The sequence below is a fragment of the Novosphingobium sp. genome (genome assembly GCF_040079535.1).
Lineage (GTDB): Bacteria > Pseudomonadota > Alphaproteobacteria > Sphingomonadales > Sphingomonadaceae > Novosphingobium.
Genome location: NZ_JBEBKB010000001.1, coordinates 146,503 through 167,081, shown reverse-complemented (window position 1 = coordinate 167,081; position 20,579 = coordinate 146,503). Strand labels below are relative to the sequence as shown.

20 protein-coding genes are annotated in these 20,579 nt (G+C 61.2%); 7 read left to right on the top strand and 13 right to left on the bottom strand.

Going from position 1 to position 20,579, the window contains the following annotated elements; genetic code table 11:
- Window positions 1–19 precede the first annotated feature (19 nt).
- The gene (locus ABL914_RS00795) at window positions 20–1,303 is read right to left on the bottom strand and encodes a citrate synthase (protein WP_391561235.1); all 1,284 of its coding nucleotides are present in this window, start codon (window positions 1,301–1,303) and stop codon (window positions 20–22) included.
- Between the two features lie 350 nt (window positions 1,304–1,653).
- On the opposite strand from ABL914_RS00795, the gene ABL914_RS00790 reads away from it, so the two are divergent.
- The gene (locus ABL914_RS00790; protein WP_391561234.1) at window positions 1,654–3,828 is read left to right on the top strand and encodes a ComEC/Rec2 family competence protein; all 2,175 of its coding nucleotides are present in this window, start codon (window positions 1,654–1,656) and stop codon (window positions 3,826–3,828) included.
- A 6-nt stretch (window positions 3,829–3,834) separates the two neighbouring features.
- On the opposite strand, the gene lexA is transcribed toward ABL914_RS00790, so the two are convergent.
- The 11 genes from lexA to ABL914_RS00735 all read right to left on the bottom strand — a co-directional run bounded on the left by lexA (window position 3,835) and on the right by ABL914_RS00735 (window position 14,961).
- Window positions 3,835–4,518, bottom strand: coding sequence for a transcriptional repressor LexA (gene lexA, locus ABL914_RS00785; RefSeq protein WP_391561233.1), 684 nt, complete (start codon window positions 4,516–4,518; stop codon window positions 3,835–3,837).
- Between the two features lie 96 nt (window positions 4,519–4,614).
- The gene (locus ABL914_RS00780) at window positions 4,615–5,817 is read right to left on the bottom strand and encodes a molybdopterin molybdotransferase MoeA (protein ID WP_391561232.1); all 1,203 of its coding nucleotides are present in this window, start codon (window positions 5,815–5,817) and stop codon (window positions 4,615–4,617) included.
- Window positions 5,817–6,290 (bottom strand): cyclic pyranopterin monophosphate synthase MoaC, encoded by a 474-nt coding sequence (gene moaC, locus ABL914_RS00775; RefSeq protein WP_391561231.1) that lies wholly within the window; start codon window positions 6,288–6,290, stop codon window positions 5,817–5,819. Before moaC ends, ABL914_RS00780 begins: the two co-directional genes overlap by 1 nt.
- Window positions 6,283–7,071, bottom strand: a complete 789-nt coding sequence (gene trpC, locus ABL914_RS00770; RefSeq protein WP_391561230.1) for an indole-3-glycerol phosphate synthase TrpC — start codon at window positions 7,069–7,071, stop codon at window positions 6,283–6,285. The genes moaC and trpC overlap by 8 nt, the downstream gene beginning before the upstream one ends.
- The gene (gene trpD / locus ABL914_RS00765) at window positions 7,068–7,991 is read right to left on the bottom strand and encodes an anthranilate phosphoribosyltransferase (protein ID WP_391561282.1); all 924 of its coding nucleotides are present in this window, start codon (window positions 7,989–7,991) and stop codon (window positions 7,068–7,070) included. Before trpD ends, trpC begins: the two co-directional genes overlap by 4 nt.
- Before the next feature lie 38 nt (window positions 7,992–8,029).
- Complete coding sequence (locus ABL914_RS00760; RefSeq protein WP_391561229.1) at window positions 8,030–8,626, bottom strand: anthranilate synthase component II; 597 nt, start codon at window positions 8,624–8,626, stop codon at window positions 8,030–8,032.
- A gap of 63 nt (window positions 8,627–8,689) precedes the next feature.
- Entirely contained in the window at window positions 8,690–9,649 is a 960-nt protein-coding gene (gene pip / locus ABL914_RS00755; RefSeq protein WP_391561228.1) for a prolyl aminopeptidase, read from the bottom strand.
- Window positions 9,650–9,667: 18 nt separating this feature from the next.
- Window positions 9,668–10,396, bottom strand: a complete 729-nt coding sequence (locus ABL914_RS00750; protein WP_391561227.1) for a phosphodiester glycosidase family protein — start codon at window positions 10,394–10,396, stop codon at window positions 9,668–9,670.
- Entirely contained in the window at window positions 10,393–11,460 is a 1,068-nt protein-coding gene (locus ABL914_RS00745) for an alpha/beta fold hydrolase (RefSeq protein WP_391561226.1), read from the bottom strand. Before ABL914_RS00745 ends, ABL914_RS00750 begins: the two co-directional genes overlap by 4 nt.
- Window positions 11,461–11,496: 36 nt before the next feature.
- Complete coding sequence (locus ABL914_RS00740; protein ID WP_391561225.1) at window positions 11,497–13,014, bottom strand: anthranilate synthase component I family protein; 1,518 nt, start codon at window positions 13,012–13,014, stop codon at window positions 11,497–11,499.
- 9 nt (window positions 13,015–13,023) lie between these two features.
- The gene (locus tag ABL914_RS00735; protein ID WP_391561224.1) at window positions 13,024–14,961 is read right to left on the bottom strand and encodes a peptidyl-prolyl cis-trans isomerase; all 1,938 of its coding nucleotides are present in this window, start codon (window positions 14,959–14,961) and stop codon (window positions 13,024–13,026) included.
- 207 nt (window positions 14,962–15,168) lie between these two features.
- Between ABL914_RS00735 and tpiA the strand changes: the two genes are divergently transcribed.
- From tpiA to ABL914_RS00720, 3 genes are all read left to right on the top strand, one after another.
- Window positions 15,169–15,927, top strand: coding sequence for a triose-phosphate isomerase (gene tpiA / locus ABL914_RS00730; RefSeq protein ID WP_391561223.1), 759 nt, complete (start codon window positions 15,169–15,171; stop codon window positions 15,925–15,927).
- Between the two features lie 70 nt (window positions 15,928–15,997).
- On the top strand, window positions 15,998–16,414 hold the full coding sequence (gene secG, locus ABL914_RS00725) for a preprotein translocase subunit SecG (protein ID WP_391561222.1): 417 nt from the start codon (window positions 15,998–16,000) through the stop codon (window positions 16,412–16,414).
- Window positions 16,415–16,516: 102 nt separating this feature from the next.
- The gene (locus tag ABL914_RS00720; RefSeq protein WP_391561221.1) at window positions 16,517–18,151 is read left to right on the top strand and encodes a CTP synthase; all 1,635 of its coding nucleotides are present in this window, start codon (window positions 16,517–16,519) and stop codon (window positions 18,149–18,151) included.
- 251 nt (window positions 18,152–18,402) lie between these two features.
- On the opposite strand, the gene ABL914_RS00715 is transcribed toward ABL914_RS00720, so the two are convergent.
- Complete coding sequence (locus ABL914_RS00715) at window positions 18,403–18,876, bottom strand: Hsp20 family protein (protein ID WP_391561220.1); 474 nt, start codon at window positions 18,874–18,876, stop codon at window positions 18,403–18,405.
- A 138-nt stretch (window positions 18,877–19,014) separates the two neighbouring features.
- On the opposite strand from ABL914_RS00715, the gene grxC reads away from it, so the two are divergent.
- From grxC to ABL914_RS00700, 3 genes are read left to right on the top strand one after another with little or no spacing between them, the layout of a single operon-like run.
- Entirely contained in the window at window positions 19,015–19,278 is a 264-nt protein-coding gene (gene grxC / locus ABL914_RS00710) for a glutaredoxin 3 (protein WP_391561219.1), read from the top strand.
- A 4-nt stretch (window positions 19,279–19,282) separates the two neighbouring features.
- Window positions 19,283–20,098, top strand: a complete 816-nt coding sequence (locus ABL914_RS00705; RefSeq protein ID WP_391561218.1) for a carbon-nitrogen hydrolase family protein — start codon at window positions 19,283–19,285, stop codon at window positions 20,096–20,098.
- Between the two features lie 9 nt (window positions 20,099–20,107).
- The gene (locus ABL914_RS00700) at window positions 20,108–20,572 is read left to right on the top strand and encodes a DUF1178 family protein (RefSeq protein WP_391561217.1); all 465 of its coding nucleotides are present in this window, start codon (window positions 20,108–20,110) and stop codon (window positions 20,570–20,572) included.
- The last annotated feature ends 7 nt before the right edge of the window (window positions 20,573–20,579 follow it).

The following is a 20,579-nucleotide window of genomic DNA, read 5'->3' as shown; positions in this document are numbered from 1 at the left end:
CCAGTCTATCGGCTTGCGATCAACGCTTGTCGAGCGGAACGTAATCGCGTTCAACCGGGCCGGTATAGAGTTGGCGCGGGCGGCCAATTTTCTGGTTGGGATCGCTGATCATTTCGTTCCACTGCGCCACCCAGCCGACTGTCCGGGCAAGGGCAAACAGCACAGTGAACATCGTGGTCGGGAAACCGATCGCTGAAAGGATCACGCCCGAATAGAAGTCCACATTGGGGAACAGCTTCTTTTCAATAAAATAGGGATCGTTGAGGGCCATTTCTTCAAGCTGCAAGGCAACTTCGAAAACCGGATCGTTGATGCCCAGCGAGCCCAGAACGTCGCGAACCATGCCCTGGATCACAGTCGCCCGTGGATCGTAGTTTTTGTAAACACGGTGGCCAAAGCCCATCAGGCGGAATGGATCGTTCTTGTCCTTGGCGCGCTCGATATAGTGGGGAATCCGGTCTGGCGTTCCGATTTCGCGCAGCATGTTGAGCGCCGCTTCATTGGCCCCGCCGTGTGCCGGGCCCCACAGGCAAGCGATACCCGCCGCGATGCAGGCAAACGGGTTTGCGCCTGATGATCCAGCGAGCCGCACGGTAGAAGTCGATGCGTTCTGTTCATGATCGGCATGGACGATGAAAATCTGGTCAAGCGCCTTCTCGACGATCGGATTCACTTCGTACTTCTCTGCCGGGACGCCGAAGGTCATCCGCAGGAAGTTGCCGGTGTAGGACAGGTTGTTGTCCGGATAGACGAACGGTTGGCCAACCGAATACTTGTAAGCCATTGCCGCGATCGTCGGCATCTTGGCGATCAAGCGGTGCGAACTGATCGTGCGGTGCTCAGGATCCGAAATGTCGGTTGAATCATGATAGAATGCAGAAAGCGCACCAACCACGCCGCACATAATCGCCATCGGGTGGGCATCGCGGCGGAAGCCCCGGTAGAACGTGGCCAGCTGTTCGTGCAGCATGGTGTGGCGGGTAATCGTGGTTTCAAACCGGGCCAGTTCGGCCTTGCTGGGCAGTTCGCCATTTAGCAGCAGATAGCTGACTTCCATGAAACTGGAATTTTCAGCCAGCTGGCCGATCGGATACCCCCGGTGCAGCAGCACCCCTTCATCGCCGTCGATATAAGTCAGCGCGCTTTCGCAGCTGGCCGTGCTGGTAAAGCCCGGATCGAAGGTAAATTGGCCCGTCTGGCCATAAAGCTTGCGGATATCGATCACATCTGGACCGACGCTGCCTGAAATCACCGGATAGATGAATTCCCCGCCCGCGGTGCTAAGCTTTGCTTCGTTGCTCACCACTTACACTCCTTGGCCAATCAGCCAGCCTTGCGCGAATTGCTGCCGCAGCCCTAGCAAATTATGCCATCCAGCCGGTTAGCACCGGGCTAGGGGCTTGCGCTAGGCTGGCACCGACTCCCCTGAAACTGGCCATGCTTTTGCGGCATGTCCAGTGGGATAAGTCCTTAAACGAGCGCGCCGGGCCAGGCAGAAGCAAAGGAGCGATTACAGCAGCGCTCTTGCCAAGCGCGGCGCCATCCTGTCTGTTGCTCTCCATGGCCAGCGACGATCCGCCTCTGGTGCCAGTCGGCAGCGATCCGCCTCTCGGCGCTGCACTGCAACATAAGCATTGGCGCATGCCGCGGGACTTGTCCAGCGCCCTTGTGCAGGTGGCCGCACGCGCCGAACATTTCCTTGAATCTGCAGGATATGATCGCGGACCCTGGGCCGTAATCGGGCTGGCTGCGGGGATTGCGGCATGGTTTAGCGGAGCGAACATCTGGCAGTGGCTTGGAACCATCGCGCTGGCACTTGGTATTGCACTGGTCGGCTTTGGCTTGCTGCGCCGTGATGGGGCGTACACGCTGCTGCGCCAGGCGTTGATGGTAATGGGGATTGCCGTGGCGCTGGGCTGCATGCTGGTCTGGGCGAAGGCCTGGATGATCGGTGCACGCCCGATCGCGCGGCCGATGGTCGAACGCTTTGATGCCCGCGTTCTGGCGCGCGAGGATCTGCCCGCCCAGCATAAAGTGCGGCTGATTGTTGCCGCGCGCGAACCGGGCACCGGACGCGCAATTGCGGTGCGGCTTGGGCTTGACGCCGATCATGATCGTCCCGAACTGGCCGAAGGCGCGTTGCTGCGGGTCCGGGCCAGGCTGGTCCCTCCTGCGCCGCCAATGCTGCCGGGGGGCTATGATTTTGCCCGCAGTGCCTGGTTTGCAGGGCTTTCGGCAACGGGCAGTGTGCTGGGGCCGATCGAGGTTTTGGAGCACGGCAGCAGCGATGGACCGATCAAACGGGTGCAGCGAAGGCTTTCACAGCATGTGCGGTTGCAGCTGGATGGCTCTCCCGGCGCGCTCGCCGCAGCCTTCGCCAGCGGCGATCGCGGCGCGATAGCGCCTGAAGACGAGGATGCGATGCGCGATGCGGGGCTAACCCACCTGCTTTCGATTAGCGGACTGCATGTCAGCGCCGTGGTTGCGGCGGGCTATGTGATAGCCTTGCGGCTGCTGGCGCTGTTTCCGTGGCTGGCGCTGAGAATTCGGCTGCCGGTTATGGCTGCGGGCTTCGGGGCCGGTGCCGGTATCGGCTATACCCTGCTAACCGGAGCCCAGGTGCCAACCATTCGTTCGTGTATCGGTGCGGTGCTGGTTTTGCTGGCGCTGGCGCTGGGGCGCGAACCGCTTAGTATGCGGTTGATAGCGGTGGCCGCCGCCGCCGTATTGCTGATCTGGCCCGAGGCACTGGTTGGACCAAGCTTTCAGATGAGTTTTGCCGCCGTGATAGCCATCGTTGCGCTGCACGGAACAGATCGGCTGCGGGCCTTTTTTGCCCCGCGTGAGGAAGCGATATGGCAGCGCGGATTGCGGCAGATCACCGGCCTCCTGCTGACCGGGGTGGTGATTGAACTGGCGCTGATGCCAATCGGCCTGTTCCATTTTCATCGCGCCGGGGTTTATGGCGCGCTGGCCAATGTGGTTGCGATCCCGCTGACGACCCTGGCTTCGATGCCGCTGATTGCCCTGGCACTGCTGTTCGACGCGGTTGGCGCCGGTGCGCCGTTCTGGTGGCTGGCTGGAAAGTCGCTCGAGCTGTTGCTGGCGCTGGCGCATTGGACGGCGAGCATGCCCGGAGCAGTGACGATGCTGCCGGCAATGGGGCACGGGGCTTTTGGATTGTTTGTGGCAGGCGGGCTGTGGCTGGCGCTGTGGCGCGGGCGGGTGCGGCTGTGGGGCTTTGGTCCGGCCGCAATCGGGTTGATATTGCTGGCTTTCATCAAACCGCCGGATCTGTTGATTTCTGGCGATGGGCGCCATGTTGGCATTACGGGTGAGAGCCGCAGTGAATTGCTGGTGCTGCGCCAAACCCGCAGTGACTACACCCGCGACAATCTGCTGGAGCAAGCCGGGATGGATGGTGAAACCCGCCTGCTTGATGATTGGCCCGGTGCCCAGTGCACCCAGGGTTTCTGTGCAATCCGATTGAACCGCGGTGGGCGCAATTGGCAGCTGCTGCTGGCCCGCGGCACGGCATTCGCTGAAGAACGGGCGCTGGCTGCGGCTTGCGAGCGGACCGATATCGTGGTGGCAGCGCGCTATTTGCCGCGATCATGCAAGCCGCGCTGGTTCAAGGCGGACCGGCGGATGCTGGATCAGAGCGGCGGGCTTTCCATCGATCTTTCGCGCCAAAGCGTCGATTCAGTCGCCCAGCGCGAAGGCGAACATGGCTGGTGGAGCCCGCCCGAACCGCGGCCCTGGCGGCCGAGGCCGCAAGCCACTGGCAGCGAAGATGCCGACGCTGCCAGTGCTACAATTCGGCCTTGACCGATTCTAGTGATAGCGGCGCAAAAGCCCGGCCAGCTTGCCCTGGACCACAACTTCGCGCGGATCATAGACCTGCGGCTCGTAAGCGGCATTGGCCGGATCAAGCCGAACCTGACCGTTTTCACGCCGCAAATATTTGAGGGTTGCTTCCTCTCCGCGAACCAGCGCGACCACAATTTCGCCATCGCGGGCGGTGTCTGTACGGCGGATCAGGGCGTAATCGCCATCGAGAATTCCGGCATCGATCATCGAATCACCAGAAACCTCCAGCGCATAATGCTCACCAGAGCCCAGCAGCGCGGCGGGCACCGGCAGCATCGAAGCGGTTTCCATCGCTTCGATTGGCACGCCAGCCGCGATCCGGCCGTGGAGCGGAATTTCGATCACATCGTTGGCAGGGGCAGGGCGCGCCGGTTCTGGCCGTTTCAGCTCTACCACATTGCCGGCATTGCGGGCGGGGGCTTTGCTGGTCACATCCTCAGGCTGTTTGAGCACTTCCAGCGCGCGGGCCCGATTGGGCAGGCGGCGGATAAACCCGCGTTCTTCCAAAGCGGAAATAAGCCGGTGCACGCCAGACTTGGATTTAAGATCGAGCGCTTCCTTCATCTCTTCAAATGAAGGGGACACCCCGGTTTCTTCCAGTTTGGCCTGGATATAACGGATCAGCTCGTGCTGCTTGCGGGTAAGCATGCGCGCATCACTCCCATTGGAACGGACGAGGAGCGGAATGTTCCTGTGCCGTTCAGTGAACGAATGCGGAACAATTAAGCAACATATTTTGGCAAGTCAAGCAACACCGCCATTTTCGACCAGATATATTGGAACGGGGCTGCCGGCAGCCATCGCCGGCGCATTTGCTGGCCGGTCGATCAGGGCATTGCTGGCAGCCAGCGCACCCAGCGCGCCGCTATCCTGATTAAGCTGGGCAGAGACCACGCGCCCGTTCCAGGCCGCACGGATGAATTCGCGCCGCGGCCCACCAGCCGGCAGATCCTCGCCTGCCAGCGCATCGACCGCAAATGGCAGGGGCGAGTGTGCTCCGGACAATGCCCGCAGCAGAGGCAGCAGGAACAGGTATGCAGTGACGTGGCTGGAAACCGGATTGCCGGGCAATCCAACCACCAATTGTGCACCGCGCCGCGCAATCATCACCGGCTTGCCTGGTTTGATTGCAACCTTCCAGAAATCGATCTCTGCACCCCAGGCTTGCAGCGCCGGACGGATAAGATCGTGATCGCCCACCGATGCGCCGCCGCTTGTCACCACGACATCGGCCTGTCCGGCCTGGGCTAATGCCGAGGCCAATGCCTCCATCCGGTCTGCAACCGGGCCGATCCGCCAGGCTTCACAAGGCACCGTCTGCCGGATCATGGCTTCAAGCATTACGCCGTTGCTTGCCGGTATCTGGTGCAACGCGCAGGATTCGGCATCTTCGGCCAGTTCATCACCGCTATCGATGATGGCCACGCGCGGCATTCGCCGGACTGGCACCAGATTGTATCCCGCCGCGCGGACCAGGGCAATCTGGCCCGGCCCCAGCCGGGTGCCACCGGGCAACAATTGGGCTGTTTCAACGAAATCGTGGCCTTTGCGCCGAATGTGCTTTCCGCGCGGTTCGGGCGGGGTGCCGGTCAGGCTCAGCAATGGTCCAGAACGCGCGGCGTCTTCCTGCATCAGCACCATATCGGCACCAGCAGGAATCAGCGCGCCGGTTGCGATCCGCACCGCCGTGCCGCTGCCAAGTTCGCCGGCAAACGGATGGCCGCAAGCGCTTTCGCCCACCACTTGCCAGGGTCCGGGCAGATCGGCGATACGCATCGCATAGCCATCCATTGCCGAAAGATCGGCCGGGGGTTGCGTCCGATTGGCAATCAGTGGCCCGGCAAGGTAGCGCCCCAGCGCATCGCCAGCCGCGACGCGTTCAATTTCCAACGGTGTTGCAAGTGCAAGCAGCCTGGCCTGAGCGTCATCAAGCGTTAGCATTGCCATCAGTCAGCGGCCTGCCAATGACCCGATTTTCCGCCGCGCTTCTCGATCAGCCTCAGGCCATCGATGACCATGCCTTTATCGACTGCCTTGGCCATATCGTAGATCGTCAGGAGCGCGATCGAAGCGGCCGTCATCGCTTCCATTTCCACGCCGGTCCGCCCGGTGAGCGCGGCCTGCGCGGTAACCTGCACCGCATCATCCCTGAACGCGAAATCGACTGTCACCGAAGTCAGCGCCAGCGGATGACACAGCGGAATAAGATCGGCGGTTTTCTTGGCTGCCATGATCCCGGCGATCCGGGCCGCAGCAAACACATCGCCCTTTGAGACCGTGCCATCGCGGATTGCGGCCAGTGCGGGCTGGCTCATCCGGATCCGCCCTTCGGCAATTGCCACCCGCGGCGTCTCAGCCTTTGCGCCAACATCAACCATCCGCGCGTTGCCCTGTTCGTCAAGATGGGTCAGTTCAGCCATTGAGCAGCTCCTGGGTGGCGGCGGCAACATCGGCTTGCCGCATCAGGCTTTCGCCAACAAGGAACGTGAGAATGCCGCTTTGCGCCAGCCGGACCAGATCGGAGTGACCATTGATGCCGCTTTCGCTGACCAGCAGAGTGCCTGGCGGGGCAAGTGCGGCCAGCTGTTCGCTGTTGGCAAGATCGGTAACGAAGCGCTTCAGATCGCGATTGTTGACCCCGATCAGCCGCGATTTCAGCGCGCCGGCCCGGGTCATCTCCGCTGCGTTATGAACCTCTACCAACACGTCCATCCCGCATTCCAGCGCGGCAAATTCTATCTCTGCCATCTGCGCATCATCCAGCGCGGCAACGATGATCAGCACGGCATCGGCGCCGATCGCGCGGGCTTCGGCAACCTGCCAGGGATCGACCATGAAATCCTTGCGCAGCACCGGCAAATCGCAGGCTGCGCGCGCCGCGACAAGGTACTCTTCGTGTCCTTGAAAATAGGGTGCATCGGTAAGCACGGAAAGGCACGCTGCGCCGCCTTGCTGATAGCCCCTGGCATGGGCTGCAGGATCGAAATCGGCCCGGATCAGGCCCTTGGAGGGGCTGGCTTTCTTGATTTCGGCGATCAGGGCATATCCGCAAGCAGCTTTGGCCCGCAAGGCCGCCTCAAACCCGCGCGGCGCGGTTTGCTGCGCGGCGCTGCGTTCAAGTTCTGCACGGGTTGCAATCCGTTTGCGCGCGGCGACTTCAGTGCGCTTGGCCTCGCAGATTTCGGCAAGTTTGTCGGTCATCTCACAGTCTCGATCCAGCAATCCAGCAGGGCTTTTGCAAGACCTTTGTCAATCGCTTCAGCGGCTTCTTCTGCGCCTTCAAGCCAATCGCCGGCCTGGCCCGCGACAATCAATGCTGCCGCGGCGTTCAGGATTACGGCATCGCGGTATGCCCCGGCTTCACCATCAAGCAATCGGCGCAAGGCTGCAGCATTGAACGCAGCATCGCCGCCGCGCAGGTCTTCAAGCGGATGCGGCAAAAGCCCGGCATCGCCGGGAATTACTTCACCCGGGAAGTGCGGCAGACCGATTGCGGCCATATAGCTGGTCCCCGCGATCGACAATTCATCGAGCCCTTCGGCGCCTGAAACGATCAGCGCAGTCTGTGTCCCCAGCAAATCCATCGCATCGCGGTATAGCGCGATCAGATTGGGTTGAGCCACACCCACCAGTTGCCGCGCAACCCCTGCCGGATTGGCCAGTGGGCCGATCAGGTTGAAGATCGTGCGTTGCCCGATGGCTTTGCGAATTGGTGCAATCGCGCCCAGGGCGGGGTGGTGGGCCTGCGCGAACAAAAAGGCGATGCCAAGATCAGGCAGGGTCTGATGCGCCAATTCGCTAGCGCGGGCGAGATCAAGACCCAGCGCTTCAAGCGTATCTGCGCCGCCAGCCAGGCTTGATGCCGCACGGTTGCCGTGCTTGGCAACGGGCACATCGCAAGCCGCAACTACCAGCGCCACTGCCGTTGAAACGTTGAGCGAATGCTGCCCATCGCCGCCGGTGCCGCAGACATCAATAGCGCCGGGCGGGGCGGCAACCCGCTTCATCCGTGCGCGCATGGCAAAAACGGCGCCTGCCAGTTCAGCAGCGGTTTCGCCGCGTGTCGCAAGGTCAATCAGGATATCGCGAATGGCTTGGTCAGCCAGCGCGCCATCGAGCATTTGTCCGAACAGATCTTCGGATTCTTCCAGCGACAGGCTCACGCCAGTTCCTTGACCGCAATTCCGCAGACGCGCAGATAGTTTGCCAGCATGGCGTGGCCGTGCTGCGTGGCGATGCTTTCCGGATGAAATTGCACGCCGTGGATCGGCAGCGAAGTGTGGCGGAAACCCATCACGTGATCATCATCACTGGTGCAATTGACAACCAGACCATCCGGCACATCATCGACGATCAGCGAGTGATAGCGCGTCGCCTGGAACGGAGACGGTATTCCGGAATAAAGGCCGCTGCCATCGTGTGTGACGGTGCTGGTTTTGCCATGCATCAGCCCGCCGCGCACCACTTGCCCGCCGAAGTATTGACCGATCGACTGGTGGCCAAGGCATACACCCAGCAGCGGCTTGCCAGCTTCAGCACAGGCGCCAACCAGATCAAGGCTGATCCCGGCTTCGTTTGGGGTGCATGGGCCGGGTGAGATCAGAAATCCTCTGGCCCCGCTTGATACCGCCTGTCCGGCCGAAATTGCGTCGTTTCGAACCACTTCAACCTTGGCACCCAGTTCCATCAGGTAGTGGACCAGATTCCAGGTGAAGCTATCGTAATTGTCGATGACGAGGATGTCGGTTGCGCTCATGCCAGCGGACATAGGCGCGGGCTACGCGATTTGCCAGATAAGGTTGCGTGATTGGGCGCGGTGCTAGTCGGTTTTTCCCGCAAAACGGTCGCTAGCGCGCACCAGTCCATCGGTAATGCCCGGTTCGGTGAACAGGTGCCCGCCATCGTCAACGATCTGCAGTTCCACTTCGGGCCATGCTTTCTTGAGCGCCCATGCGGCGGCCGGCGGGGTGCAGCAATCATGCCGGCCCTGCACGATCACGCCCGGCAAATTGGCCAGCTTGTGGGCATCGCGCAGCAACTGGCCCGGTTCCAGCCAGCAATCGTGCATGAAATAGTGGTTCTCGATCCGCGCCACTGCCACGGCGTGATCGTCGGCGGTGAAATCGGCCATCATCTCTGCGTCAGGCAGCAGGGTTACTGTAACGCCTTCCCACAGCGCCCAGATTTTGGCCGCGGCCAGCCGAACCTCCAGATTATCGCTGGTAAGGCGCTTTTGATAGGCTGTGGGCAGATCGCCGCGCTCTTCGGGTGGGATGTGTCCTGCGAATTGATCCCAGGCTTCGGGGTAAAGTTCACTCGCTCCGTATTTGTACAGCCAGTCAGCTTCCTTCTGGCTGGCCAGGAAAATCCCGCGCAGCACCAGTTGGCTGACCCGTGCCGGGTGGGTCTGGGCATAGGCGAGGCTGAGTGTGGAACCCCAGGATCCGCCAAACACCAGCCACTGATCGTGGCCGGCCATTTCGCGAAGGCGCTCAATATCTGCGACAAGGTGCCAGGTGGTGTTGCTTTCAAGGCAGGCAAAGGGCGTAGATCGCCCGCAGCCGCGCTGATCGAACAGCAGCACGTCATACAGCGCCGGATCGAACTGCTGGCGCTGCATTGGGCTGATCCCGCCGCCCGGTCCGCCATGCAGGAACAGCGCGGGCTTTGTTCCAGGAGTGCCGCAGCGCTCCCAATAAATGCTATGACCATCGCCCACGTCAAGCATGCCCGAAGCATAGGGTTCAATCGGCGGATAAAGGGTACGGCGCTGGGTCATGATCATAGCCTAGCGCATTCAGCGCGCCTCCACCACCAGCAGCGGGCCTAATGCCACACTGCTATCAGTCCTCTGTGCCGCTGGATCCCACAACGCCGATACCGACCCATCGAGGAACAGCGCATTGGGGCAGCCCAACTTGTCGCGGAACAGACGCGCTAGAAGGCCAAAGGAAACTGGCTCCTCGGAAATCACGAAATGGGCCTTGCCGGCTCGATCAATCCCGACCGCATTGCGGATATAGCGCGAATCCCCATCATCCGCGAAAGCCGGATGCAGCCTGCCTTCGATCACCAGCATCGGGCCTGATTGGGTTGCCATTGCGGAGCGCGGTGTGGCGGCGGCATAGGCATCGCTTGTGCGGACATGCCAGCCATCGGCTTCAGCTGAAAAAACCCCGTTGGGGAGCAGATGAAAGTTACCGCCGCCTTGCTTGCGATTAAGCCGGTGGACTTGGCGGCCCTCGATCACGGCAAGGCCGATGGCCTTTCCTTCATCATCATACATCCCGCCGTTCATCGCGAAGCGAATCCTGGTGTTATCCCGCAACGAACCAGCCAGCGCGCCCAGCGTGCGCAGTTCGGGATTGATCACCAACCGCACAGCATCACGCGCCGGATCGGCAATGCAATCGGTAAAGCGGGTATCGTCAAAGCTGATTTCGTGGCAGGCGGAATCGGCCAGTGGCTTTGGCGCAGGCGAGCAGGCTGCCAGCGTCAGCGCAAATCCCGCCAGCCAGACCTTCATCGCATGGCCATCAGCTTGGCCAGATCCTTTTTCCAGAACCGCGCCCAGGTGTGGGTTCCGTGGCCCTTGGTTTCAGGGCTGTAGGGCAGCAGGATAAACCGCGCGCGCGGGATTTGCCTGACCTGCTTTTGGGCCATGCCCAGTTCGGGCGGGTTGATAAAATCATCGGAACTGTTGATCCACAGCACCGGTACGCGGATCAGCCCCAGATTGGGTGCCGGGTTGTAATTGCGTGAACTGTCCAGCTGATAGATCTGATCGTTGGCATCAAGTTCTGCCTTGCTGCGCGCTTCGCCGGTTTCAGCCAGAAACGCCTCTGCCTTTTCACGGGTCGGGTAGAGTTCCTGCAAACCCCAGGCATTGCCGCCGGCAATGATCGACAGGTTGCGCGCAGTGCGCAGTCCTTGGGCCGGCTGCTGGCCATAGTTTCCGCCGTTCCACAGTGGATCAGCCTTGATCGCATCGATCGACATCTGCCGCCACATCCGGTTGCGACCAGCGATTTCCACCGCGTTGCAGGCAAACGGAGCCAGCCGCCTGGCAAAGCCGGGATAGCGCGTTCCCCAGACAAAGCCGTGCATGCAGCCCATCGACGTGCCAAGGATCAGTTGCAGGCTATTTACCCCCAGGCCTTCCACCAGCAGCCGCTTTTGCGCGTCGACCATGTCGTCATAGTCATAGCGGGCAAAGGCCATCCGCAGGCCGTTGCTGGGCTTTGAGCTTTTACCATGGCCGATATTGTCTGGCAGGATCACATACCACCGCGTGATGTCCAGCACCTGACCCGGGCCATATAGCTCGTCGGCAAATTGCGGGCGGAAGAACTGCCAGCCCGATCCGCCGGTGCCGTGCAGGATCATCACTGCGTTGTCGATTTCACCCTTGGCGTTGCGGCGCGGGGTGCCCAGCGTGGTGACGTGCATCCGCAGGTCCATCACCTCGCCGGTGCCGAAGTGGAAGTCTTTCAGCATCACGTCCTGCTCAGCGCCGCGCTTTGACCAGTCTTCGGCGGCGTGGAGCGGGTTAGCGAACAGCAGGGCGAACAGGATGAGGAGTTTGCGCATATAGGGCAGGCTAAGCCTTGCACGGGCAAGGTCAAGCTACTGCCCGAAGCCCGCTTCACCCGCGACCCGCACCGCCTCCCGCGCGGCTGCAATCAGCGCCCCGGCCTTGGCCTCGCATTCGCGTTGCTCATAGGCCGGATCACTGTCTGCCACGATCCCCGCGCCGGCCTGAACGTGCAGCATGCCGTCCTTGACCACCCCGGTGCGCAGCACAATGCAGCTATCAAGGCTGCCGTCTGGCGCGAAATATCCAACCCCGCCAGCATAGGCACCGCGGGTTTCGCCTTCCAGCTCAGCGATGATCTGACAGGCGCGAACCTTTGGTGCGCCGCTGACCGTGCCGGCCGGAAACCCGGCGAAAACAGCGTCGATTGCATCGTGATTGGTGCCGTCCAGCTGGCCCACCACGTTCGATACTATGTGCATCACGTGGCTGTAGCGTTCCACGGTGTAGCTTTCGGTAACTTTGACTGTTCCGGCTTGCGCAACCCGGCCTACATCGTTGCGGCCCAGATCAAGCAGCATCAGATGCTCGGCGCGTTCCTTGGGGTCGGCCAGCAGGCTGGCTTCGTTGTCGCGATCTTCGTCGGGCGTCTTGCCGCGCGGCCTTGTTCCGGCGATCGGCCGGATTGTCACTTCGCCGTCGCGCACCCGGACCAGTATTTCCGGGCTCGATCCGGTCAGCGCAAAGCCCGGCAAATCGAGGAAATACAGAAACGGCGAAGGGTTCACCCGTCGCAGCGCACGATAGAGCGCCAGCGGGGGCAGGGTGAAGGGGCAGGTAAAGCGCTGCGCCAGCACCACCTGAAATATGTCTCCGGCTGAGATGTAGTCCTTCGCCCGCAGCACCATCTCGGCATAGCGGCCTGCTGGCAAGGTGGGGGCCAGCGCAGGTTCGGGCAGCGCGGCATCCTGCACGGCAGCGACAGGAGGCTGCGACAGCCGGTGCAGGGCCGCGTCGATCCGCTCTTCAGCGGCCGCCAAGGCGCGCTCTGGAGCCTGGTCTGACGGCCAGAGCGGGGCAATCGCATAGAGCTCGTCTGAAAGCCGATCGAACACCAGGATCAGCGCCGGGCGCACGAACAGCATATCAGGCAGATCGAGCGGGCTGGCGGCGGGGCGCGGCAGCTTTTCGATCAGACCATAGGTTTCATAGCCAAAATAACCGACCAGACACGACAGGGCCGGCGGCAGGGCAGCTGGAACCTCAAACCGGCAGGTTTCGACCAGGGCGCGAAGTTCGGCCAGACTGTTGCCCGGCAACCCCATAAAAGCGCTGCGATCATCGCGCCAGATCCGGTTGATCTCTGCGTGTTCTCCGCTGGCCCGGAAAACCAGATCGGGATCCAGTCCCAACAAGGAATAGCGCCCGCGCACTTCGCCGCCCTGAACCGATTCGAGCAGGTAATCACCCCGGCCCTCGACCATCAATTTGGCCGCTGCGCCCACTGGCGTTTCGCAATCGGCGATCAGCCGGCGCCACACCACACCGGGTCTGCCAGCAGCAAGCTGTGCTGCGGCTTCAGCGTGGTTTTCAGGCCGGCCACCGCCCATCAGCGCGGATCAGTTACTGCCGGAAAGCTGCCTTTGCAGCTTCACGACATTGGCATCATCGCGGGTTGATCCCACTTCGCCGCGGAATGCATCACGCGTTTCCTCGGTATATTCCTCGGCCTTGGCCTTGCGCAGACTGTCGCTCAACCCGGTCATACGTTCGTCATTCTCGGCAACGTTGCCGGGTGTAACCTGGGTTACGGTGACAACATACCAGCCGCGATTGCGCGGTGCGCGCAGCAGCTTGACCTTGCCTTTGGGCATAGCGAACAGCAACCGCAGCGGCATCGCTGCTGCCGGGCCTTGCTCTTCAACTTTCTGGCGGTTGGTATCGACCCGATCGACCGGCGGCAGGGTGACGCCCAGCGAAGCCAGCGCGACTTCGATCGGGACGCCGCTTTCAACCTGCGCCTTGATCTTGTCTGCCGCAGCCTTGGCCGCGACCTCGCCCTTGGCGATGCGCGCGTCTTCGGCAACCTGGGCGCGGATCTGATCGAGCGGCGGGGGCGCGGCGGGCATGGCCTGGCCAACGTCGAAGACCACAAAGGTCTTGCCTGCTTCAACCTCTGCAAGCTGGGGATTGCCCGGCCCATCAAGCTGGAACACGGTTGGCACAACCTTGGCCAGCTGCGGCGCAACATTTAACCCGTTCTGGCCGAACACGCTGCCATCGGCCAGGATCAACGGCGTTTCGACCACTGTCAGCCCCAGCTCTTTGGCAACATCGCCCAGCGATCCGCCGTTGCTGAACTCTTCCTCAATCCGCTGGGAATATTCGATTATCGCATTGCGGCGTTTTTCGTCGGCCAGCAGCTTGGTGATTTCGGGGGTTGCCTGCTCCAGCGTCTTGCCCGCAGTAGTTTCGCGCGCATCGACCCGCACAATGGCCCAGCCAAGCGGCACCTTGAACGGGCCAACAGTCTTGCCTGCTTCGGCGGCGAAAACCGCATCGGCTGCGGATTGGTTGGCCTGGGCCACAAAGGCTTCCTTGGTCAGGCTGCCCAGCGCTGCCACCGATAGCCCTTTTGCTGCAACCACCTGTTCAAGCTTCTTGCCGCCAGTCGCCTCGGCCAGAACAGCGCGGGCGGCGGCTTCGGTAGGTAGCACCACCTGGGTAAGCTTGCGCTTGTCGGTTGGGGCATAGAGCGCCTTGCCGGCATTATAGCGCGCCGCCACTTCCGCGTCGGTTGGCGCTGGCACGTTTTGAATTGCGCTGTCGCTATAGCTGGCCCAGCGGATCGTGCGGCGTTCGGGCAGGGCGTAATCGCCCTTGTGCGAATTATAATAGGCCTGCACCTCTGCATCGGTGAGCGGGCCTTTGGGCGCAAACGCGGCCAGCGGCAGGGTGACAATTGCCCCCTGGCGCTGCTCGGTCAGGGCCCCGGCATAGCGCATGCTGACCTTCCTGGGCACGGTCAGCCCGATAGTTGACGGGCCCAGCAATTGCCGTGCCATCAGCAGTTCGATTGCTTCGCCGCGAAACTGGGCATCGGTCATCCCCTGTTCGGCCAGAAACTGGCCATAGAGGTCAGGATCGATCTTGCCATCGGGGCCCTGAAGGCGGCCATTCTTGGCAATTTCGTGATCGATCAACCGCTCACCGATATAGATTCCATGCGATTCTCCCCACAGCCGCGTAGCCTTGGCATCGATCAGGAACGACAGCAGCTTGTTGATCCCATCTTCGGCGATGAATTGCTTGATCGTGAAGCCAGGGTTGCTTTTGCGCAACCGCTCAAGCCAGATGCCAACCTGCTTTTCCAGATCGTCTGAAGAGACACTTTGCCGCCCGATCGTGGCGACCCGGTTGCCCTTGCCGAACGCCCCGAAACCGCCATTGCCAGCAAGATCGCCAGCCGCAAATCCGAACATGATCAGCACAACGAAGCCCATCGCCAGAACTACGCCCAGCTTGGAATTGAAGAACGAGCGGATAAATGAAATCATGAAGCTGTTGCCACTGCCGTGAATGCCATGCGATCCGACCGTCGGCCCGCCTTACTCCGGCGCTTTAGTGGGCATTGGCGGCGCAGGCAATGGGGCAGCCCGGCTCAGCCGGGCATTGCGATGCACTTTGACAAGCGTTGGCCCACTGGCCTAACCGCAAGGCGATTCACGGTCACAGGCCGGATTTGCAGTATTGAGGGAAACATCATGGCGTCACGCCCCTACATCGTAGGCAATTGGAAAATGAACGGGCTGCGCGCGCAGCTGGCAGAGGCCCGCGCGATTGATCGCGGCGCAGCGCGCCATACCGGCGTGGATGTTGCGATTGCGCCGCCGTTCACATTGGTGGCGGCTTTGGCAGAGGCGGTTGAGGCAATCGCAGTGGGCGGGCAGGATTGCCATGCGCAGGCTTCGGGCGCCCACACCGGCGAAGTGTCTGCTGCAATGCTCGCCGATAGCGGGGCCGGCTTTGCGATCGTGGGGCATAGCGAACGCCGGGCCATGCATGCAGAAACCGATCAGGTGGTGCAAGCCAAGGCCGAAGCCGCCCTGGCCGCCGGATTGGGCGTGATTGTTTGTGTTGGCGAAACCGAGGCAGAACGCGATGCGGGAAATGCCGAAGCCATCGTTGCGGGGCAACTTGGCGGTTCCTTGCCGCAGGGCGAGGGGGCGCTGGCTGGGCTCACTGTAGCGTATGAGCCGGTCTGGGCGATCGGCACTGGCCGGGTTCCATCGGTTGATGATGTCAGCGCGATGCACCGCGCAATCCGTGCCAAACTGATTGCGGTCTATGGCGAAGAGGGTGCTGGCGTGCGGATTCTTTATGGCGGTTCGGTCAATGCCGGGAACGCCGCTGAATTGCTGGGCGGCGCTGAAGTGGGCGGCGCATTGGTGGGCGGAGCAAGCCTGACTGCGGAAAGCTTTCTGGCGATCGTACTGGCTGCTGCCCCGCAGGACGGCGATTGAGCTTGCAAACCTTGCACATTGGCCGCGCTGCGCCTAGATGCGCTGCCGCACACCTATTTACGGATTCCCCATGACGCTGATGCATTTCCTAACCGCGATCCAGGCTGTTGTTGCCGCCCTGTTGGTAACTGTTATCCTGATGCAAAAATCGGAAGGCGGTGGTTTGGGAACCGGGGGCAGCCCGGCCGGCCTGATGTCAGCACGCGGCGCAGCTGATTTCATGACCAGGCTGACCACGATCCTGGCAATTATGTTCGTGTCGCTGTCGATCCTGCTGGCCGCATTGGCGACCCGCAACAGCGGCGGACGTGAATTTGACACCTCGTTGAGTGGAACGGCAGCTCCGGCGCCGGCTCCTGCGGGTGATCCGCTTGCCCCAAGTGGGCTTGTGCCGGTTGGCACGCAGCCGGTTCCGGCAGCGGCTCCTGGTCAGGCACCGCTGGGCACCGCACCGGCGCCTGCGGGCGCGCCGACCAAGCCTAACTAGGCTCCGTTCAGCGCAATTTCCCCGTTGCAGGTGCGCGCGGCTGTGGATTGCCGCAGAACGCGCTTGCGCCGAATCCATTCGAACGCTTAAGGCCCGACTCCCATGGCGCGGTTCATTTTTATCACCGGCGGCGTGGTCTCCTCGCTTGGCAAAGGTTTGATGGCGGCAAGCCTTGCGGCATTGCTGCAGGCGCGCGGATTCAAGGTCCGTATCCGCAAGTTTGATCCCTATCTGAACGTCGATCCGGGAACCATGAGCCCCTATCAACATGGCGAGGTTTACGTGACCGATGACGGCGCGGAAACCGATCTTGATCTGGGCCATTACGAACGCTTCACGGGCGTTTCAGCACGGCAAGCCGATAATATCACCAGCGGACGGATTTACCGCGACATCATCGCCAAGGAACGCCGGGGCGATTATCTGGGCGCAACGGTGCAAGTAATCCCGCACGTTACCGATGCGATCAAGCAATTTGCGCTGGCCGATACCGAAGGCCTCGATTTCGTGCTGTGTGAAATCGGCGGCACGGTGGGCGATATCGAAGGGCTGCCATTTATTGAGGCCATCCGCCAGATGCGCAACGAACTGGGGCGCGAACGGTTCTGTTCGGTTCATGTCACGCTGGTGCCCTACGTTTCGGCCGCGGGCGAGCTTAAGACCAAGCCAACCCAGCACTCGGTCCGCGAACTGACCAGCATGGGTGTGCAGCCCGATCTGCTGCTGTGCCGATGTGAACATCCGCTGCCCGAAAACGAGCGCGCCAAGATTGCGCTGTTCTGCAACGTCCGCAAAGAAGCGGTAATCCCCGCGCTTGATGCCAAAAGCATTTATGCGGTGCCGCTGCAATATCACGCCGAAGGGCTTGATGCAGAAGTGCTGCACCATTTTGGCCTTAGCAGCCCGGCGCCTGATCTTTCGGTCTGGGCAGACATCGTCGATCGCTTCCAGAACCCGGAAGGCGAAGTGACAATCGGGGTGGTGGGCAAATATATTGGCCTGCCCGATGCCTACAAAAGCCTTAACGAGGCTTTGGTTCACGGCGGCATGGCCAACCGGGTCAAAGTCAACATCAAGTGGATCGACGCAGAGCTGTTCGAAGCCGGCGATGATGAAATCGTGACCAAGCTGGAACCGATGCATGGCATTCTTGTGCCGGGTGGTTTCGGGGTGCGCGGCACCGAAGGAAAGATTGCTTCGGTCCGGTTCGCACGCGAACGCAAGGTGCCGTTCTTCGGGATTTGTCTGGGCATGCAGATGGCCTGCATCGAGGCTGCGCGCGGCACGGCCGGGATCGCAGCTGCCAGCTCCACCGAATTTGGCCCAACCGATGAACCAGTGGTCGGGATCATCACCGAATGGATGAGCCCCGAAGGTCTGCAGCAACGCGGTGCGGACACCGATCTGGGCGGAACCATGCGGCTGGGGGCCTATGAGGCAAAGCTGGGTGCCAACAGCCACGTTTCCGCAATCTATGGCGGGGCGACCTCAATCAGCGAGCGGCACCGCCATCGCTACGAGGTTAACGGGGCTTATAAAGATGCGCTGGAAAAGGGCGGTCTGGTATTTTCAGGGATGTCTCCAGATGGGCTGCTGCCTGAAATTGTCGAGCGACCGGACCATCCCTGGTTTGTCGGGGTACAGTTCCACCCCGAGCTGAAAAGCCGGCCGTTCGATCCGCATCCGTTGTTTGCTGGATTTATCGCGGCCGCATTGCAGCAGGCGCGGCTGGTTTGATTGATATTGCTTGTTTTTCATCGGCGTGGTTAACACGCTGGTCGATAACGGCGGAAAATCCCTTGCAACACCCTGTCAAACCCCGATAGCGCCTCGGGTAACGGGGTTTTGTTTCGAATCGCAACTGGGCTTTGTCGTGTCTGATCGTCTTCTGCGACCCGGACGATTGAGATGCGACAAGACGGCGCGCAAGCGTCGGGGGGGTGAGGCCTGGCCTCACCCCCAAATTGCGCCGGCCTTCCGCTATGGGATCAAGCCGCGGCGATATCGTCCTTGCTGTCGTCCTTGACCACGCTGAGCGATTTTTGCGTGCCAACCGGAATTTTCTTGGGCTTCATCGCATCTGGAACTTCGCGGACCAGATCGATGGTCAGCAGGCCGTCCTCCAGATTGGCATCATCAACCCGGACATAGTCAGCCAATTCAAACCTGCGTTCAAACCCGCGCTGGGCGATGCCGACATGCAGAAACTGCCCGGCAGAGCTGTCTTCTCCCTTCTTGCCCTGAACAACCAGCAGGTTCTGCTGGGCGGTAATATCAATTTCGGCGGGCTTGAAGCCGGCTATGGCCAGCGTGATGCGATAGGCATCGTCACCGCGGCGCTCGATATTGAAAGGTGGGTAATTGTCGCCACTGCTCATCCGGCTCTGGTTTTCAAGCAGATCAAACAGCCGGTCAAAACCAACCATGGTGCGGCGATAGGGGGTGAAATCAAAACGGTTCATGGCAAAATCCTCTTGTTGAGCAATAGTGCGAAAACAGGACCCGCAAGCGGCATCCCGGTGCTGGCGTCATCCCCTTGCGGACCATGACACCGCACCAGATGTATGATAGCCTGGCGTGGTTTCAAGAGGAGTAGCCAAGTGTCCAAGCCCAAGGTTGAGATATATACCAAGTGGGGCTGCCCATATTGCGTACGCGCCAAGGCGCTGCTTGATAGCAAGGGCGTGGCTTACGAAGAGTATGATATCACCCTTGGTGGACCAAAAAGGGCCGAGATGCTGGCCCGCGTCCCGGGTGCTGCAACAGTCCCGCAAATCCTGATCGATGGCAGCGCCGTGGGCGGGTGTGACGATATTCAGGCGCTGGACCGGGCCGGCAAACTTGATCCCTTGCTGCGGCTCTGATCGGATGCAGCGGATAGCCTTGCTGCAGATGACCTCGGGAATAGACCCGGTGGCCAACACCGCAAGCATGGTATCTGCAGTGGGCAGCGCCGCGATGGGCGGGGCGACCATGCTGTTCACGCCGGAAATGTCGGGATTGCTCGATCGTAACCGCACGCGCGGTGCAGTTCATGTGGTTCCCGAAGTGCAAAACGCGGTGCTGGCTGATGTCCGTAATGCTGCGGCGCGCGCCGGGATCTGGGTTGCGATCGGATCGCTGGCGGTGCTGCGCGAAGATGGCCGCTGGGCCAACCGTTCGTTCGTGATTGATGGGGCGGGGGATATTGCCGCCCGGTATGACAAGATCCATATGTTTGATGTTGATCTGGCCAGCGGTGAAAGCTGGCGGGAATCCAGTGCATACGCCCCGGGGGACGGCCCGGTTGTAGTTGATACTCCGCTTGGAAAGCTGGGCCTTACCATCTGTTATGATTTACGATTTCCGGCCTTGTTTGAATATTATGGCCGCGCTGGTGTGGATATGATTGCGATCCCCGCAGCCTTCACTGTTCCAACCGGCCAGGCCCATTGGCACGTCATGCAACGAGCCAGGGCGATTGAGGCGACCGCATTTGTGATTGCGGCGGCGCAAGTCGGCCAGCATGCCGACGGCCGCGAGACCTTTGGCCACTCGCTGGTGGTGGATCCGTGGGGTGAAGTGCTGCTCGATATGGGCGGCGAGGCTGCCGGGCTTCGTTTTGCCGAGCTTGATCCCGCCCAGATCGCCGCGGTGCGCGCGCAAGTTCCATGCCTTGCCAACAAGCAGAAAATTGGCTCATAAAGTATTGCAATGATTGTATTCGATCTTGAATGCCGCGCTGGTGGGCACCGCTTCGAAGGCTGGTTTGCCGGATCGGAGGCGTTTGAGCAACAGCAGGCCCGCGGCTTGGTCAGCTGCCCGGATTGCGGCTCGCGTGATGTAGGCAAGGCCGTGATGGCGCCCAATATCGGGCGAAAGGGCAATCAGGCAGCGCTGCCATCGGAATCTAAGCAGCCAGTGGCTGGCGGAAAATTGACGGCTGAGGCCAAAGAGGTGCTGACCAAGCTGGCTGCGCTTCAGGCTGAAGCGCTGGGCGGATCGCGCTGGGTTGGCAAAGGCTTCGCTGAAGAATCGCGCAAAATGCATTATGGTGAGGCTGAGGCTGAAATTATCCATGGCGAAGCTACCGCGCAAGAGGCCAGGGAGTTGCTCGACGAGGGCGTTGCGCTGGTTCCTTTGCCCTTTCCGATCGCACCGCCAGACAAGCTTAATTGAGGCGGGC